Annotated in this window: 11 protein-coding genes; 3 read left to right on the forward strand and 8 right to left on the reverse strand. The window is 56.0% G+C overall.

Annotated elements, in window-relative coordinates; all coding sequences use genetic code 11:
* Positions 1 to 19 precede the first annotated feature (19 nt).
* Complete coding sequence (locus LOC22_RS06060) at positions 20 to 1,417, forward strand: MFS transporter (protein ID WP_045331240.1); 1,398 nt, start codon at positions 20 to 22, stop codon at positions 1,415 to 1,417.
* 17 nt (positions 1,418 to 1,434) lie between these two features.
* Here the strand turns inward: LOC22_RS06060 and queE are convergent, their stop codons facing one another.
* Genes queE through LOC22_RS06075 form a run of 3 tightly spaced genes read right to left on the reverse strand, consistent with a single transcriptional unit; the run spans position 1,435 to position 4,427 of the window.
* Positions 1,435 to 2,106 carry a 7-carboxy-7-deazaguanine synthase QueE gene (gene queE / locus LOC22_RS06065; RefSeq protein ID WP_006811780.1) on the reverse strand — a complete coding sequence of 224 codons (672 nt, stop codon included), beginning with the start codon at positions 2,104 to 2,106 and terminating at the stop codon, positions 1,435 to 1,437.
* Between the two features lie 54 nt (positions 2,107 to 2,160).
* Positions 2,161 to 2,868 (reverse strand): N-acetylmannosamine-6-phosphate 2-epimerase, encoded by a 708-nt coding sequence (locus tag LOC22_RS06070; protein WP_023304336.1) that lies wholly within the window; start codon positions 2,866 to 2,868, stop codon positions 2,161 to 2,163.
* Entirely contained in the window at positions 2,868 to 4,427 is a 1,560-nt protein-coding gene (locus LOC22_RS06075; protein WP_017382825.1) for a maltose/glucose-specific PTS transporter subunit IIC, read from the reverse strand. Before LOC22_RS06075 ends, LOC22_RS06070 begins: the two co-directional genes overlap by 1 nt.
* Positions 4,428 to 4,593: 166 nt before the next feature.
* Between LOC22_RS06075 and LOC22_RS06080 the strand changes: the two genes are divergently transcribed.
* A complete protein-coding gene (locus LOC22_RS06080) occupies positions 4,594 to 5,418 on the forward strand; it encodes a MurR/RpiR family transcriptional regulator (protein ID WP_015571725.1) in 825 nt (274 codons plus the stop codon).
* A 52-nt stretch (positions 5,419 to 5,470) separates the two neighbouring features.
* Here LOC22_RS06080 and eno read toward each other — a convergent pair whose 3' ends face one another.
* The 5 genes from eno to rlmD form a co-directional block, all read right to left on the reverse strand.
* On the reverse strand, positions 5,471 to 6,769 hold the full coding sequence (gene eno / locus LOC22_RS06085; protein WP_006811784.1) for a phosphopyruvate hydratase: 1,299 nt from the start codon (positions 6,767 to 6,769) through the stop codon (positions 5,471 to 5,473).
* Positions 6,770 to 6,851: 82 nt separating this feature from the next.
* Positions 6,852 to 8,489, reverse strand: coding sequence for a glutamine hydrolyzing CTP synthase (pyrG, locus tag LOC22_RS06090; protein WP_003862718.1), 1,638 nt, complete (start codon positions 8,487 to 8,489; stop codon positions 6,852 to 6,854).
* Between the two features lie 223 nt (positions 8,490 to 8,712).
* Complete coding sequence (gene mazG, locus LOC22_RS06095) at positions 8,713 to 9,504, reverse strand: nucleoside triphosphate pyrophosphohydrolase (protein ID WP_017382826.1); 792 nt, start codon at positions 9,502 to 9,504, stop codon at positions 8,713 to 8,715.
* A gap of 67 nt (positions 9,505 to 9,571) precedes the next feature.
* Positions 9,572 to 11,803, reverse strand: a complete 2,232-nt coding sequence (gene relA, locus LOC22_RS06100) for a GTP diphosphokinase (RefSeq protein WP_003862722.1) — start codon at positions 11,801 to 11,803, stop codon at positions 9,572 to 9,574.
* A 51-nt stretch (positions 11,804 to 11,854) separates the two neighbouring features.
* The gene (rlmD, locus tag LOC22_RS06105) at positions 11,855 to 13,153 is read right to left on the reverse strand and encodes a 23S rRNA (uracil(1939)-C(5))-methyltransferase RlmD (protein ID WP_213735532.1); all 1,299 of its coding nucleotides are present in this window, start codon (positions 13,151 to 13,153) and stop codon (positions 11,855 to 11,857) included.
* Between the two features lie 57 nt (positions 13,154 to 13,210).
* Here rlmD and barA point away from each other — a divergent pair, with 57 nt between their 5' ends.
* A complete protein-coding gene (barA, locus tag LOC22_RS06110) occupies positions 13,211 to 15,970 on the forward strand; it encodes a two-component sensor histidine kinase BarA (RefSeq protein ID WP_017692749.1) in 2,760 nt (919 codons plus the stop codon).
* Positions 15,971 to 16,019: the final 49 nt, after the last annotated feature.

Consider the following 16,019-nt stretch of genomic DNA (forward strand, 5'->3'; position numbering starts at 1 on the left):
TTCCCGGGAGGGCTGCACTATGAGTACCGTTTCCCTGACAGGCGCATCCGCCTACGCCGGTAACGATCGGCTGCTGGCGGGTATCGTCATGAGCGTTCTGACATTCTGGCTGTTTGCCCAGTCGGTTATCAACGTGGTTCCGGCCATGCAGAATAGCCTCGATATTGCCCTCGAAACCCTTACGCTGGCCGTCAGCCTGAGCGCGTTGTTCAGCGGCTGTTTTGTCGTCGCCTGCGGTGGGTTTGCCGATAAGTATGGGCGCATGCGCCTGACCATGATTGGCCTGATCCTGAGCATGATCGGGAGTGGTCTGCTGTTCATTTCATGGGAGCCCGTCCTGTTTCTGTTGGGACGAGCGATACAGGGGCTATCAGCGGCCTGCATTATGCCCGCCACGCTGGCGCTGATTAAAACCTGGTATGAAGGTAAAGCACGCCAGCGCGCAATTAGTTTCTGGGTTATCGGTTCATGGGGCGGGAGTGGCCTGAGCTCGTTTGTGGGAGGCGCCATCGCCACCACGCTGGGCTGGCGCTGGATTTTTATTCTGTCGATGGTGGTGGCTCTGGTCGCGCTATTGCTTATCCGCGCCACGCCGGAAAGCCGCAGCCCTGATGCGTGTCGACACAAACTGGATATCAGCGGCCTGGTGAGTTTTGTCCTTATGCTGGTGCTGTTCAATCTGTTTATCAGCAAAGGACACAGCTGGGGCTGGAGCAGCAGTTTATCGCTTCTTGTACTGTGTGGAGCCGTGATTGCACTGATGTGCTTTATCGTTACCGGGCGGCGGAAAGGCGATGCGGCGCTGATCGATTTCGCCCTGTTTAAAAACCGGGCCTATAGCGCCTCGGTATTCTCAAATTTCCTGCTCAACGGCTGCATTGGCACCATGATGATCGCCAGCATCTGGTTGCAGCAGGGCCATCATCTGTCACCGCTACAGACCGGCATGATGACGCTGGGGTATCTGGTTACCGTACTGGCGATGATCCGGGTGGGTGAAAAACTGCTTCAGCGCTATGGCGCCAGGCTGCCGATGATGACCGGCCCGCTGCTGACCGCAACAGGTATTTCGCTGATTTCATGCACCTTCTTAAGCAAAGAGGTCTACATTGTTACCGTTTTTCTGAGCAATATTTTATTTGGGCTGGGGCTCGGATGTTACGCCACGCCCTCAACGGACACGGCGGTAATGAATGCCCCTGAAAACAAAGTGGGGGTGGCTTCTGGGATCTATAAGATGGGCAGTTCCCTGGGCGGCGCAATGGGTATCGCGGTCACCGCATCGCTGTACGCGCTATGGCTGCCGATGGGAACGGCCAGTGCCGCGCAGTATGCCTTGCTTTTCAACAGTGCGATTTGCCTTGGGTCGGCAGTCGTGACCTGGGCTTTACTGCCAACAACAAAAGCCCCGCGTTAAGCGGGGCCACAAAAGTATCAGGCAATGTTCAGATATTTGTGCGTCTGCATCGACAGCCGCCAGTTGCGGGCGATACAGGTTTCAATGCACAGACGGGTCGCATCGTCTTTCTGGCTGATAGGCTGTAGCGCGATCACGCGCTGCTTTTCGTCCGTCAGCGTCGCCAGCAGTTCATCCAGCGCTTCGATGTCACGCACGCGCCCCACCGGATGTTTGATCTCATCAGCACGCTCAAGCGCCTGCGACAGTACGTCATACCCGCCGCGCATATTCACTTTTGGTGAAACCGTGACCCACGTTGAATGGGAGCAGCGCACTTCATGGGTGCCGCTGGTTTCGATCTGACAGCTATAGCCGTTCTTCTCGAGCAGTTCGGTGAGCGGCATCAGATCGTGAATGCAGGGTTCCCCGCCGGTGATCACCACATGCCGCGCCGTCCAGCCCTGACGACCAATAATGGCAAGCAGATCTTCCGCGCTGCCCGCGCCCCATTTATCGCTCTCTTTGGTTTTCGCCAGAATGCTGAACAGCGACACTTCCCGATCTGCGAGCTTATCCCACGTATGTTTGGTATCACACCAGGCGCAGCCAACCGGGCATCCCTGTAAACGAATAAAGATAGCGGGAACGCCGGTAAAGTAACCCTCGCCTTGCAGGGTCTGGAACATCTCGTTAATCGGGTACTGCATAGTCAACTCTGTTAAGGGGATAAACGATAAGTATCGCAGATCCCCGTCAGATGATCATGCTCCATCGGTGCTTTGCGCGCCAATTGCCGCCATAAACCGTTCCGTAATTTGCTGTGGTCGGGTGATCGCCCCGCCGACGACAACCGTGTGCCCCCCCAGCGCCAGACACCTGGCCGCGCGTTCAGGCGTATCCACGTTACCTTCAGCAATCACGGGGATCGTGACGGCAGACAGCACCTCTTTCAAAAACGCGCAGTCATTTTCCGGTAGCGAATGGCCCGCAGTCTCCGCCGTATAACCGTAAAGGGTGGTTCCGACGCAATCAAACCCCAGCGCCTGCGCGGCCACGGCCTCCTGCACGGTGGCAATATCCGCCATCAGCAGCAGCGAAGGGTAACGGGTGCGGATCTGCGCGATCAGCATGTCCAGCGATCCGCCACCGGGCCGTTTCCGGGCGGTCGCATCCAGCGCAACGATCTCCGGGCCGACCGCCATCAACTCATCCACTTCTTTGAGCGTTGCGGTGATGAACACCTCGCTGTCCGGATAGTCTCGTTTGATGATGCCGATTACCGGCAGTGAGACCAGCCCTTTGATAGCCTCAATATCCACCACGCTATTGGCGCGGATCGCAGCGGCACCGCCCTGGGCCGCCGCCAGCGCCATTCGCGACATAATAAACGGGCTGTGCAGCGGTTCGTTTTCCAGCGCCTGGCAGGAGACGACCAGTTTTCCTTTCAGGTTATCCAGTACAGTTTTCATTACGATAAGATCTCTTCTACTTCGTTTTTGATAATGGTGACGTGCGGTCCATAGATGACCTGGACACCGTTGCCGCGGACGATTACGCCGCGGGCGCCGGTCGCTTTCAGTGCAGATTCATTGACTTTGCTACCGTCTTTCACCGTGACGCGAAGGCGCGTGGCGCAGCAGTCAACGTCATCCAGATTGTCTTTTCCTCCCAGCCCGGCGATCACCGCCGCGGCGCGCTCGCTTTGCGGCAGGGTAGCCTCGTCAGCCAACGCCTCCTTTTCACGGCCCGGCGTGGCAAAATCAAAACGTTTGATCAGATAACGGAAGGTACAGTAGTAAAGGAAGAACCACGGTACGCCCACCAGCGGGACGAACATCCAGTTAGTTTTCGCTTCACCCTGCAAAATGCCGAACAGCACGAAATCAATAAACCCGCCGGAGAATGTTTGTCCGATGGTGATGTGCAGCATGTGCGCGAGCATGAACGCCAGCCCGTCGAACAGCGCATGAATGACGTACAGCACCGGGGCAATAAACAGGAATGAGAACTCTATGGGCTCGGTAATTCCCGTCAGGAATGAGGTTAATGCCGCAGAGAGCAGCAGCCCGGCAACCCGCTTTTTGTTCTCCGGCCTGGCCGTGTGGTACATCGCAAGGCAGGCGCCGAGCAGACCAAACATCATGGTAATAAAGCGCCCGGACATGAAGCGCGACGTGCCCTCATAGAAATGCTGCGTGTTCGGGTCGGCGAGCTGGGCGAAGAAGATCCGCTGCGTGCCCTCAACCAGGTGACCGTTAACAATTTCACTGCCGCCAAGCGCGGTGGTCCAGAACGGAAGATAGAAAATGTGGTGCAGACCAAACGGGCCAAGCATGCGCAGGATGAAGCCGTACAGCAACGTCCCCAGATAGCCGGTGGCATCCACCAGCCCGCCGAGGCCAAAGATCAGCTTCTGGAAATGCGGCCAGACCACGGTCATCAGCGCGCCGACGAGTATCGCTGCCAGTGAGCTGATAATGGGAACGAAGCGTGAGCCGCCAAAAAAGCCCAGGAATTGCGGAAGCGCGATTTTATTAAACCGATGATGCAGTGCGCAGGTCACCAGCCCAATAACTACCCCACCAAACACGCCCGTTTCAAGCGTCTGAATACCCAGCGTCATGCCCTGCCCTACGGCGCCCGGGTTTTCATGCGCCAGTTTTCCGGTCAGGATCAGCAGCGCATTGATAGTGGCATTCATCACCAGATAAGCGAGCAACGCCGCCAGCCCTGCCGTGCCTTTATCATTTTTCGCCAGCCCAACGGCGACCCCAACAGCAAACAGTACCGACAGGTTTGCAAACACAATCGAGCCTGCGCTGCTCATGATGGTAAAGATGGCCTGTAGCCAGCCAACGTCTAAAAATGGATACGCGGTAAGCGTATTCGGATTCGATAGCGCCCCGCCAATCCCCAGCAACAGACCTGCTGCGGGCAGTATGGCGATGGGTAACATAAAGGATTTGCCAAAGCGCTGCGCTTTTTCAAACCATCCGCCGGAAGACGCTCCGCTGAACATTTGCATCATTTTTTTATCCCCCTGGTTATTGATGAAAATTTTTACCACATATATTTTTAATTGTGAAAATTACCACCAAAAACCAGGACGCCGATCATACTTTTTCGAAATGACTGGCATCTCTCCCCCGCTTTCCGCCACACTAGTTGGCAGAGAAACGCATTAAGGATCTAGCATGTCGGACCATGAAAACCTGCTGCTGAAGCTACGCCAGGAGGCTTCCGGGTACAGCCCAACGCAACAAAAACTGGGGGAGTTTGTCCTCAACGATCCTGCCAGGGTGCTCTACCTGACGATCACCGAGCTGGCGCGTGAAAGCGGCACCAGCGAGGCCAGCGTCACACGCCTTTGCCGCACGCTGGGCTGTAAGGGATATAACGAATTTAAAATGGCGCTTGCGCTGGATATTCAGCAGGGTTTGCCGGAGCGTCAGGCAGGAGATGCGATAGATAACGTGGTGGATGAGTCTGTCCAGGCGCTGCAAGATACCGCAAAACTCCTCGACCGGGCCCAGCTTGAACAGGCGACACTGGCCCTGCATCAGGCGCAGTCAGTGCAAATTTACGGGGTGGCGGCCAGCGCAATTCTGGGGGAGTATTTGCATTACAAGCTGCTGCGACTCGGCAAACCTGCACAGCTGTTTAGCGATATGCATCGCGCCGCCATGAATGCGACGACGCTCTCGAAAGAGACGCTGGTGGTGGCCATCTCAAGTTCCGGCTCTACACGGGATCTGCTTCACGTGGTGAAACTCGCCCGCAAGAGGGGCGTTAAGGTACTGGCACTCAGCAATACGCCTCGCAGCCCGCTGGCCTCCCTGAGCGATTTACAGCTGGTTGCAGCCAAACCCGAGGGACCGCTGAGCGCGGGTGCGCTCAACGCCAAGGTTGGCGTGATGCTACTGGTTGAACTGCTAACCACTTCCCTTATTGCAGTAGACAGCCATTACGGTGACGTTAGCCAGCAAACGGCAAGCGCCACGTTGCCGCTTCTGCTATAGAAAACAAAAAACCCGCCGAAGCGGGTTTTTTCATAAGAACGAAGGTTCAGGCTTATGCCTGGCCTTTGATCTCTTTACGACCGTTGTAAGGTGCTTTTTCGCCCAGCGCTTCTTCGATACGAATCAGCTGGTTGTATTTAGCAACACGGTCTGAACGGCTCATAGAACCGGTTTTGATCTGGCCAGCAGCGGTACCAACAGCCAGGTCAGCGATGGTAGCGTCTTCAGTTTCGCCAGAACGGTGAGAGATAACCGCGGTGTAGCCAGCGTCTTTCGCCATTTTGATCGCAGCCAGCGTTTCGGTCAGAGAACCGATCTGGTTGAATTTGATCAGGATGGAGTTAACGATGCCTTTCTCGATGCCTTCTTTCAGGATCTTGGTGTTGGTTACGAACAGATCGTCACCAACCAGCTGGATTTTGTCGCCCAGTACTTTGGTCTGGTATGCGAAACCATCCCAGTCAGACTCGTCCAGACCGTCTTCGATAGAAACGATTGGGTACTGTTTGGTCAGGTCTTCCAGGAAGTGGGTGAACTCTTCAGAGGTGAACGCTTTGTTGCCTTCGCCGGCCAGAACGTATTTACCGTCTTTGTAGAATTCAGATGCTGCGCAGTCCATCGCCAGGGTGATGTCTTTGCCCAGCTCGTAGCCTGCTGCTTTAACCGCTTCAGCGATAACAGCCAGTGCTTCTGCGTTAGAACCCAGGTTTGGCGCGTAGCCGCCTTCGTCACCAACAGCCGTGTTCATGCCTTTAGCTTTCAGAACTTTAGCCAGGTTGTGGAACACTTCAGAACCCATACGTACCGCTTCTTTCAGGGTTTTCGCGCCAACTGGCTGAATCATGAATTCCTGAATATCAACGTTGTTGTCTGCGTGCTCACCACCGTTGATGATGTTCATCATTGGTACAGGCATAGAGTATTTGCCTGGGGTGCCGTTCAGTTCAGCGATGTGCTCGAACAGTGGCATGCCTTTAGCTGCCGCTGCCGCTTTGGCGTTCGCCAGGGAAACGGCCAGGATTGCGTTCGCACCGAAGTTAGATTTGTTTTCAGTACCGTCCAGATCGATCATGATCTTGTCGATGCCAGCCTGATCTTTAGCATCTTTGCCAACGATAGCCTGAGCAATAGGACCGTTAACAGCGCCAACCGCTTTCAGTACGCCTTTGCCCATGAAACGGGATTTGTCGCCATCACGCAGTTCCAGCGCTTCGCGGGAACCTGTAGAAGCACCTGATGGAGCCGCTGCCATACCGACGAAACCACCTTCCAGATGAACTTCAGCTTCAACGGTCGGGTTACCACGGGAGTCGATGATTTCACGACCGATGACTTTAACGATTTTGGACATTAGATTTTCCTCAGTACAAGTTAAACTAAAACTCCAGACAAACAACGCGTACCAAAGGTACGCGTTGCCGTTCTAACTTTTTTTACTTCGCCTGACGCTTCTGGTACTCGCTGGCGGCTTTCACGAAGCCTGCAAACAGCGGATGCCCGTCACGCGGCGTAGAAGTAAATTCCGGGTGGAATTGGCAGGCCACGAACCACGGATGGTTAGGCACTTCGATGATCTCGACTAACTGATCATCCCCGGAACGGCCCGCAACACGCAGACCCGCAGCTTCAATTTGTTTCAACAACATGTTGTTGACTTCATAGCGGTGACGATGGCGCTCGGTGATGACCGGCTCGCCGTACAGCTTGCGTACCACGCTATCGTCGGACAGCTGGCAGGCCTGTGCGCCAAGACGCATGGTGCCACCCAGATCGCTCTTCTCGGTACGGACTTCGACGTTACCGTCTTCGTCGCGCCATTCCGTAATCAGCGCCACAACAGGGTACTTACAGTCTGGCACAAATTCCGTAGAGTTCGCGTTTTCCATTCCCGCTACGTTGCGCGCAAATTCAATCAGCGCAACCTGCATACCCAGGCAGATACCGAGGTATGGAATATTGTTTTCACGCGCATAGCGTGCAGTGGCGATCTTGCCTTCAACACCACGGTAGCCGAAGCCGCCAGGGATGAGGATAGCATCCAGATCTTTAAGAATTTCAACGCCGCGCGTCTCCACATCCTGTGAATCAATCAGCTTGATGTTCACAGAGACGCGATTCTTCAGACCACCGTGTTTCAGCGCTTCGATAACTGACTTATAGGCATCTGGCAGTTCGATGTACTTGCCGACCATACCGATAGTCACTTCGCCGCCCGGATTGGCTTCTTCGTAAATCACCTGCTCCCATTCAGACAGGTTAGCTTCCGGACAGTTCAAGCTGAATCGTTTACAAATATAATCGTCCAGACCCTGTGATTTCAACAGGCCCGGGATTTTATAAATGGAATCGACATCTTTCATTGAAATAACGGCTTTTTCAGGCACGTTACAGAACAATGCAATTTTCGCGCGTTCGTTCGCCGGAATCGCGCGATCGGAACGGCAAACCAGGATGTCAGGCTGAATACCGATGGAGAGCAGCTCTTTAACAGAGTGCTGAGTCGGTTTGGTTTTCACTTCACCTGCTGCTGCCATGTAAGGCACCAGCGTCAGGTGCATGAACAGCGCGTGCTCACGACCAATATCTACCGCCAGCTGACGAATCGCTTCGAGGAACGGCAGGGATTCGATATCCCCTACGGTACCGCCGATTTCAACCAGCACAACGTCATGCCCTTCGCCACCGGCAAGGACACGTTCTTTGATGGCGTTAGTGATGTGTGGGATGACCTGCACGGTCGCGCCCAGGTAGTCACCACGGCGCTCTTTACGCAGAACGTCAGAGTAGATACGGCCAGTCGTAAAGTTGTTACGACGGGTCATTTTGGTACGGATGAAACGCTCGTAGTGGCCAAGATCCAGATCGGTTTCAGCGCCGTCTTCAGTAACGAACACTTCCCCGTGTTGGGTTGGGCTCATGGTGCCAGGATCGACGTTGATGTACGGATCCAGTTTCATCATGGTCACATTGAGGCCACGGGCTTCAAGAATGGCTGCGAGGGAGGCTGCGGCAATGCCTTTACCCAGAGAGGATACGACCCCGCCGGTCACAAAAATATAGTTCGTTGTCATGCTGAACCTGAGAAGTTAGGGTGAAACGATGGAATAACCAGGACGGGAAAGTAGTATACCCGAACACGACGAGCGCCACAAACTTTCATTCTCCGTCTCCACTCCAGGCCATGACAAACATAAGGAGTGAGAAAATAGCCCCTTTTGGGTAAATGTTTTTGACGCAAATCAAGCGCTTGTCATTTAAAAAATCACACAAATTGCGCTTGATCGCAAAATCTCGTTAGAGATCATGTTCCTGGCGTTTTACTTCCTGCCAGACTTCTTCCATCGCGTCGAGGTCAATCCCGCTCATTTCCAGGCCGCGCGAGGCCACAATCCGCTCAACTTCGCGAAAGCGTCGTTCGAATTTAATGTTCGCTTTTTGCAGGGCGGTTTCCGCTTTTACACCGAGGTGGCGCGAAAGGTTGACGGTCGCAAACAACAGATCGCCCATCTCCTCTTCCAGCTTTGCTTCATCCACAACGGCCTGCTGCGCTTCATGCATCACTTCGTCGATCTCTTCGTGCACTTTTTCCAGCACCGGGCCGAGAGAGTTCCAGTCAAACCCTACCGCCGAGCAGCGCTTTTGAATTTTGTGCGCGCGCATCAGCGCGGGAAGGTTCAGGGGAATGTCGTCCAGCGCCGAGTGCTGGGATTTTTCAGCGCGTTCGGCGCTTTTGATCTGCTCCCAGCGCGCCAGCACTTCCGCACTGTTGCCTGCGGAGGCATCACCAAAGATATGCGGATGACGACGCTCCAGCTTGTCGCTGATAGCGGCGCAGATATCGTCAAAGTTAAAGCGCCCCTCTTCCTGCGCCATCTGCGCGTAGAACACAACCTGGAACAGCAGGTCGCCCAGCTCACCGCGCAGGTCGTCGAAATCTTCGCGCGAAATCGCGTCCAGCACTTCGTAGGTCTCTTCCAGCGTGTAAGGCGCAATGGTGGCGAAAGTCTGCTCTTTATCCCACGGGCAGCCGTTTTCCGGATCGCGCAGGCGTTTCATGATGCCAAGCAGGCGGTCGATTTGAGTCATAACAGATTCCATTAAATGCCTGAGCCGGGTGGCGGCGTTGCCTTACCCGGCCTACAGAAGAGGATGTTTAGCCGCCGTGCAGACGACGCGCGTCAATCACATCCGGCACCTGGTTCAGTTTGCCGAGTACGCGGCCCAGCACCTGAAGGTTATAGATTTCGATAGTCATATCGATGGTGGCAAGCTGCTCGCGGGTATCGCTGCGGCTGGCAACGCCCAGCACGTTGACCTTCTCGTTGGCGAGAATGGTGGTGATGTCGCGCAGCAGGCCGCTGCGGTCGTTGGCAGTGACGCGCACCACCAGCGAGTAACCCGCCGAGTAGCTCTCCCCCCAGACGGCTTCCACGATACGTTCCGGCGCATGCGATTGCAGCTCTGCAAGCTGATCGCAGTCGGAGCGGTGAATCGAGATCCCGCGCCCCTGGGTGATAAAGCCGACAATATCGTCTCCCGGGATCGGCTGGCAGCAGCGGGCAATATGGTGCATGAGGTTACCCACCCCTTCAACCACCACACGGCCATTGTCCTTGCTGCGCTGCTGCGGAGCGTAGGTTTTCTGCTGGAGCTGTTTCAGCGCCGCCGCATCCTGCTCCGCTGCGCTTGGCTTGTTGAACTGCGCTTGCAGGAAGTTCACCATCTGGTTCAGGCGGATATCGCCGCCACCAATCGCCGCTAACAGTTCGTCGAGCTCGTTGAAGTTGTAGCGCGGCAGCAGGAATTTCTCCGCCTCTTTCAGGCTTATCCCGATATGTTCCAGCTCGTCGTCCAGGATCTGACGACCGGCAAGGATGTTCTTGTCACGATCCTGCTTGCGGAACCAGGCGTGAATTTTAGAGCGCCCACGGCTGGTGGTAACGTAACCGAGGTTCGGATTCAGCCAGTCGCGGCTTGGGTTTGGCTGCTTCTGGGTGATGATTTCAATCTGATCGCCCATCTGGAGCTGGTAGGTAAACGGTACGATACGTCCGCCGATCTTCGCCCCGATGCAACGGTGCCCCACATCGCTGTGGATGTGGTAGGCGAAATCGAGCGGCGTGGAGCCTGCCGGCAAATCAACCACGTCCCCTTTCGGGGTAAAGACGTAGACGCGATCGTCGAAGACCTGACTGCGCACTTCGTCGAGCATTTCGCCGGAGTCGGCCATCTCTTCCTGCCACGCAATCAGCTTACGCAGCCAGGCGATACGGTCCTCGTGACCGGAGCGACCGCCACCGGAGGTACCCTCTTTGTATTTCCAGTGCGCCGCCACGCCCAGCTCGGCGTCTTCGTGCATCTGTTTGGTACGGATCTGAATTTCCACCGTTTTGCCGCCAGGGCCGAGCACCACGGTATGAATAGACTGATAGCCGTTTGGTTTGGGGTTGGCGACGTAGTCATCGAACTCATCCGGCAGATGGCGGAAGTGAGTATGCACTATACCCAGCGCGGCATAGCAGTCCTGGAGACGCTCCGCCACGATACGTACGGCGCGCACGTCAAACAGCTCGTCAAAGGCGAGATGTTTCTTCTGCATTTTGCGCCAGATGCTGTAGATGTGCTTTGGACGCCCGTAGACCTCGGCGCGCACATTCTCCTCTTTCATCGACTGGCGCAGCCCGCTGACAAATTCCTCGATATAGTGCTCGCGGTCAATGCGGCGTTCGTGCAGCAATTTTGCAATGCGTTTGTATTCCGCCGGATGCAGATAGCGGAAGCAGTAATCTTCCAGCTCCCACTTCAGTTGCCCGATACCGAGACGGTTCGCCAGCGGCGCATAGATATTCGTACACTCTTTAGCGGCCAGGACGCGCTCGTCTTCCGGCGCATCCTTCACTTCACGCAGATGGGCAACCCGTTCGGCCAGCTTGATAACCACGCAGCGGAAATCATCTACCATCGCCAGCAGCATGCGACGGACGTTATCCACCTGCTCGGAAGAGACAGAGTCCGTTTGCGCGGCTTTAAGCTGACGAATGGCTGCCATGTCACGCACGCCGTGGATAAGCGCCACGACGGACTGGCCGACGCTTTCACGCAGGACGTCTTCCGTCACCACGTCGGCGTCCGCCAGGGGGAACAGCAGTGCGGCCTGTAGCGTTTCGATGTCCATGTTCAGCATGGAGAGAATTTCAACCATCTCCACGCCGCGCCACAACAGCAGTTCAGCGTCCGGATGCCCCTGCGTTGTGCGTAAACAATAGGCCCAGGTTTCGGTTAAGCGTTCACACGACTGCTGGCTGGAAATCCCCAGACTTGCGATCCATTTTTGAGGGTCAAACTCACCAGCTTTATTTAAATGTGCACTTCTTACCGCAACCATCGTCCTCTCCTTTAGGGACAAGGGCCTGTCGAAGTCGACAAGCCAAACTCATTAGATGTGCTCGAACAACACCATCGATTCCAGATGACCAGTGTGCGGGAACATGTCCAGCATTGCCAGACGCCGAATCTGGTAACCCCCGCTCAATAATGCTTCGCTGTCACGGGCAAGCGTCGCCGGGTTACAGGAAACATAGACCACGCGTTCAGGCGCGAGTTTAATTATATGCTGCATCACGCCCGGCGCACCTGCGCGCGCCGGATCGAGCAGGATCTTATCAAAGCCCTGCTTAGCCCACGGTTGCCGAGTGACATCATCCTCAAGATTTTGATGAAAGAATGTCACATTTTGCAAACCGTTCTGTTGGGCGTTCTCCTGGCCTTTCGCCACCAGCGCCTCAACGCCTTCCACCCCGACCACGCTGGCTGCTCTGCGCGCCAGCGGCAGGGTAAAGTTCCCCATGCCGCAGAACAGATCGAGCACCCGATCGGTGGGTTGTACGTCCAGCCACGCCAGCGCGTTCGCTACCATCTGCTGGTTCACGCCGTCGTTAACCTGGATAAAATCCCGCGGGCTGAACGTTAAGCGTAGCCCGTCTGACGCATACCAGGGCGCTTCTCCGCTGACCTGCTCAAGTATCTCGCTTTGCGGCGCGAGGAAAAGCGCAAGCTCATGAGAATGCGAAAAGCGTTCCAGTTTTTCGCGATCCGCCTTTGACAGCGGCGCGGTGTGGCGCAGCACCATCAGCGGGCCACTGTTGGCCAGCACCAGTTCGACATGGCCCAGCGAACGCACGCCATCCAGCGATGCAAGACAGTGGTGCACGTCCGGGAGCAACACCCCAAGATGGGGCGCCAAAACAGGGCACTGCGTGACAGAGACGATATCGCTGGAGCCAGCTTTGCGAAAACCCATCTCCAGCCGCTCGGTTTTGGGCTGGTAGCTGAGGCTCAGGCGAGCGCGGCGACGGTAGCCCCAGGGCCGATCGGCAATGATGTCATTCACGTCGTGTCCGACCAAGCGGGCCAGCGCGCTGCTTTTACTTTTTTGCTGTAATTCTGTGCTGGCATGCTGTTGCTGGCAGCCGCCGCAGACGCCAAAATGGGGGCAGCGAGGCGTCACGCGCTCCGGGCTATCATTAAGACGGCGCTTGACCTGACCGCGCGCATACTGACGTTTGTCTTCCGTCAGCGTAATATCTGCGCGTTCTCCTGGCAGCAAACCTGTGATAAACAGTGTCTTACCCTTGTGACGCGCCACCCCCTGTCCAAAAGGATCGAGGTCCGTGGCTTCAACAGTTATGATCTGACGCGTCGTCACGCGTCGTTTTGCAGAGTAGAATTGCGCCATCGCCGAGATTGTTCTCAAATAAACATAATTAGCCTGATTGTCCCATAACGGAACTCCATGACCAACTACAGCCTGCGCGCGCGCATGATGATTTTGATCCTCGCTCCTACCGTTCTCATCGGTTTGCTGCTGAGCATTTTCTTTGTGGTGCATCGCTATAACGATTTGCAGAGACAGCTTGAAGATGCCGGGGCCAGCATTATCGAACCGCTGGCCGTCTCCAGCGAGTACGGCATGAACCTGCAAAACCGTGAATCTATTGGTCAGTTAATCAGCGTGCTGCACCGCCGTCATTCAGAGATCGTGCGCGCCATTTCCGTTTATGATGAGCATAACCGTCTGTTCGTCACCTCGAATTTCCATCTGGATCCCACGTCGCTGAAAATCCCGGAGGGTACCCCCTTCCCGCGTCACCTTACGGTGTTGCGGCGCGGCGATATCATGATCCTGCGCACGCCGATTATCTCCGAAAGCTATTCACCCGACGAATCCGCCCAGTCCGATGCGAAGTCCAGCAATAATATGCTGGGATATGTGGCGCTGGAGCTGGATCTCAAGTCGGTGCGGCTCCAGCAGTACAAAGAAATTTTCATCTCCGGCGTGATGATGCTGTTCTGTATCGGCATCGCGCTGATCTTCGGCTGGCGACTGATGCGCGACGTCACCGGGCCTATCCGCAACATGGTGAATACCGTTGACCGGATCCGCCGGGGTCAGCTCGACAGCCGCGTGGAAGGCTTTATGCTCGGCGAGCTGGATATGCTGAAAAATGGCATCAACTCAATGGCGATGTCGCTGGCGGCTTATCACGAAGAGATGCAGCACAACGTTGACCAGGCCACCTCTGACCTGCGCGAAACGCTGGAGCAGATGGAGATCCAGAACGTGGAGCTGGATCTGGCGAAAAAACGTGCGCAGGAGGCGGCACGAATTAAGTCTGAGTTCCTGGCGAACATGTCGCACGAGCTGCGCACGCCGCTGAACGGGGTGATTGGCTTCACCCGTCTGACGCTCAAAAGCGAGCTGAACCCGACCCAGCGTGACCATCTGCATACCATTGAACGCTCAGCCAACAACCTGCTGACCATTATTAACGACGTACTGGACTTCTCGAAGCTGGAAGCGGGCAAGCTGATTCTGGAGAGTATTCCCTTCCCGCTGCGCAGCACGCTGGATGACGTGGTCACGCTTCTTGCCCACTCATCGCATGATAAGGGTCTGGAACTGACGCTCAATATTAAAAATGATGTGCCGGATAACGTCATTGGCGACCCGCTGCGCCTGCAACAGGTCATTACCAATCTGGTGGGCAACGCGATTAAGTTCACCGAGAGCGGCAACATCGACATTCTGGTCGAAAAAAGGGCGCTCAGTAATAACAAAGTCCAGATTGAAGTGCAGATCCGGGATACCGGCATCGGTATTCCGGAGCGCGATCAGACGCGTCTGTTCCAGGCTTTCCGCCAGGCCGATGCGAGCATTTCCCGTCGTCACGGCGGAACGGGCCTGGGGCTGGTGATCACCCAAAAGCTGGTGAAAGAGATGGGAGGCGATATCTCCTTCCATAGCCAGCCTAACCGGGGCTCAACCTTCTGGTTCCATATCAACCTTGATCTTAACCCGAACGTGCAGACCGACGGCCCGGTCACCGGCTGCCTGAAAGGGATGCGTCTGGCCTATGTGGAACCGAACGCCGCGGCGGCGCAGTGTACGCTGGATGTATTAAGCAGCACGCCGCTGGAGGTCATCTACAGCCCGACCTTCTCCGCGCTGGCTAACGATCATTACGATATCCTGTTGTTGGGGATTCCGGTGACGTTTACCGGAGAACTGACCATGCAGCAGGAACGCCTGGCGAAGGCGGCCTCAATGACGGACTACCTGCTGCTGGCGCTGCCGTGCCACGCCCAAATCAACGCCGAAGAGCTGAAAAACGACGGAGCGGCGGCGTGTCTGCTGAAACCCCTCACCGCCACACGGCTGTTACCTGCGTTGACCGAATATTGCCGTCTGACGCATCAGTCCCTGCCGCTGGAAAACGACGAACATAAGCTGCCGATGACGGTGATGGCCGTGGACGACAACCCGGCGAACCTGAAGCTGATTGGCGTGCTGCTTGAGGATCAGGTTCAGCATGTTGAGCTGTGTACCAGCGGCGCCGAAGCCGTGGAACAAGCCAAACAGATGCAGTTCGACCTGATCCTGATGGATATTCAGATGCCGGGCATGGATGGCATCCGCGCCTGCGAGTTGATTCGCCAGCTTCCGCACCAGCAGCAGACGCCGGTGATTGCCGTGACGGCGCACGCGATGGCGGGGCAAAAGGAGAAACTGCTGGGTGCGGGCATGAACGATTATCTGGCGAAACCGATCGACGAAGAGAAGCTGCACAGCCTGCTGCTGCGCTACAAGCCGGGGCACATTGGCGGGACATACACCATTACAGCTGAATCGCCGGAGATCAGCGTTAACCAGAATGCCACGTTTGACTGGCAACTGGCGCTGCGCCAGGCGGCAGGCAAACCCGATCTGGCCCGCGATATGCTGCAAATGCTGGTGGACTTCCTGCCTGAGATCCGTAACAAGGTTGAAGAACAGCTGGTGGGTGAAAACCCCGAAGGACTGCTGGAAGCCATTCATAAACTGCATGGCAGCTGCGGCTACAGCGGCGTACCGCGGTTGAAAAATCTCTGCCAGTTGCTTGAACAGCAGCTCCGCGCGGGTACGCCAGAATCCGATCTCGAACCGGAGTTCCTGGAGCTGCTGGACGAGATGGACAACGTGACGCGGGAAGCAATGAAGGTGTTGGGGAGCTAAGACCAAAGCCCGGTGGCGCTTCGCTTACCGGGCCTACAGGAGCACGAAC

Source organism: Enterobacter sp. AN-K1 (genome assembly GCF_020971765.1).
GTDB lineage: Bacteria > Pseudomonadota > Gammaproteobacteria > Enterobacterales > Enterobacteriaceae > Enterobacter > Enterobacter hormaechei_C.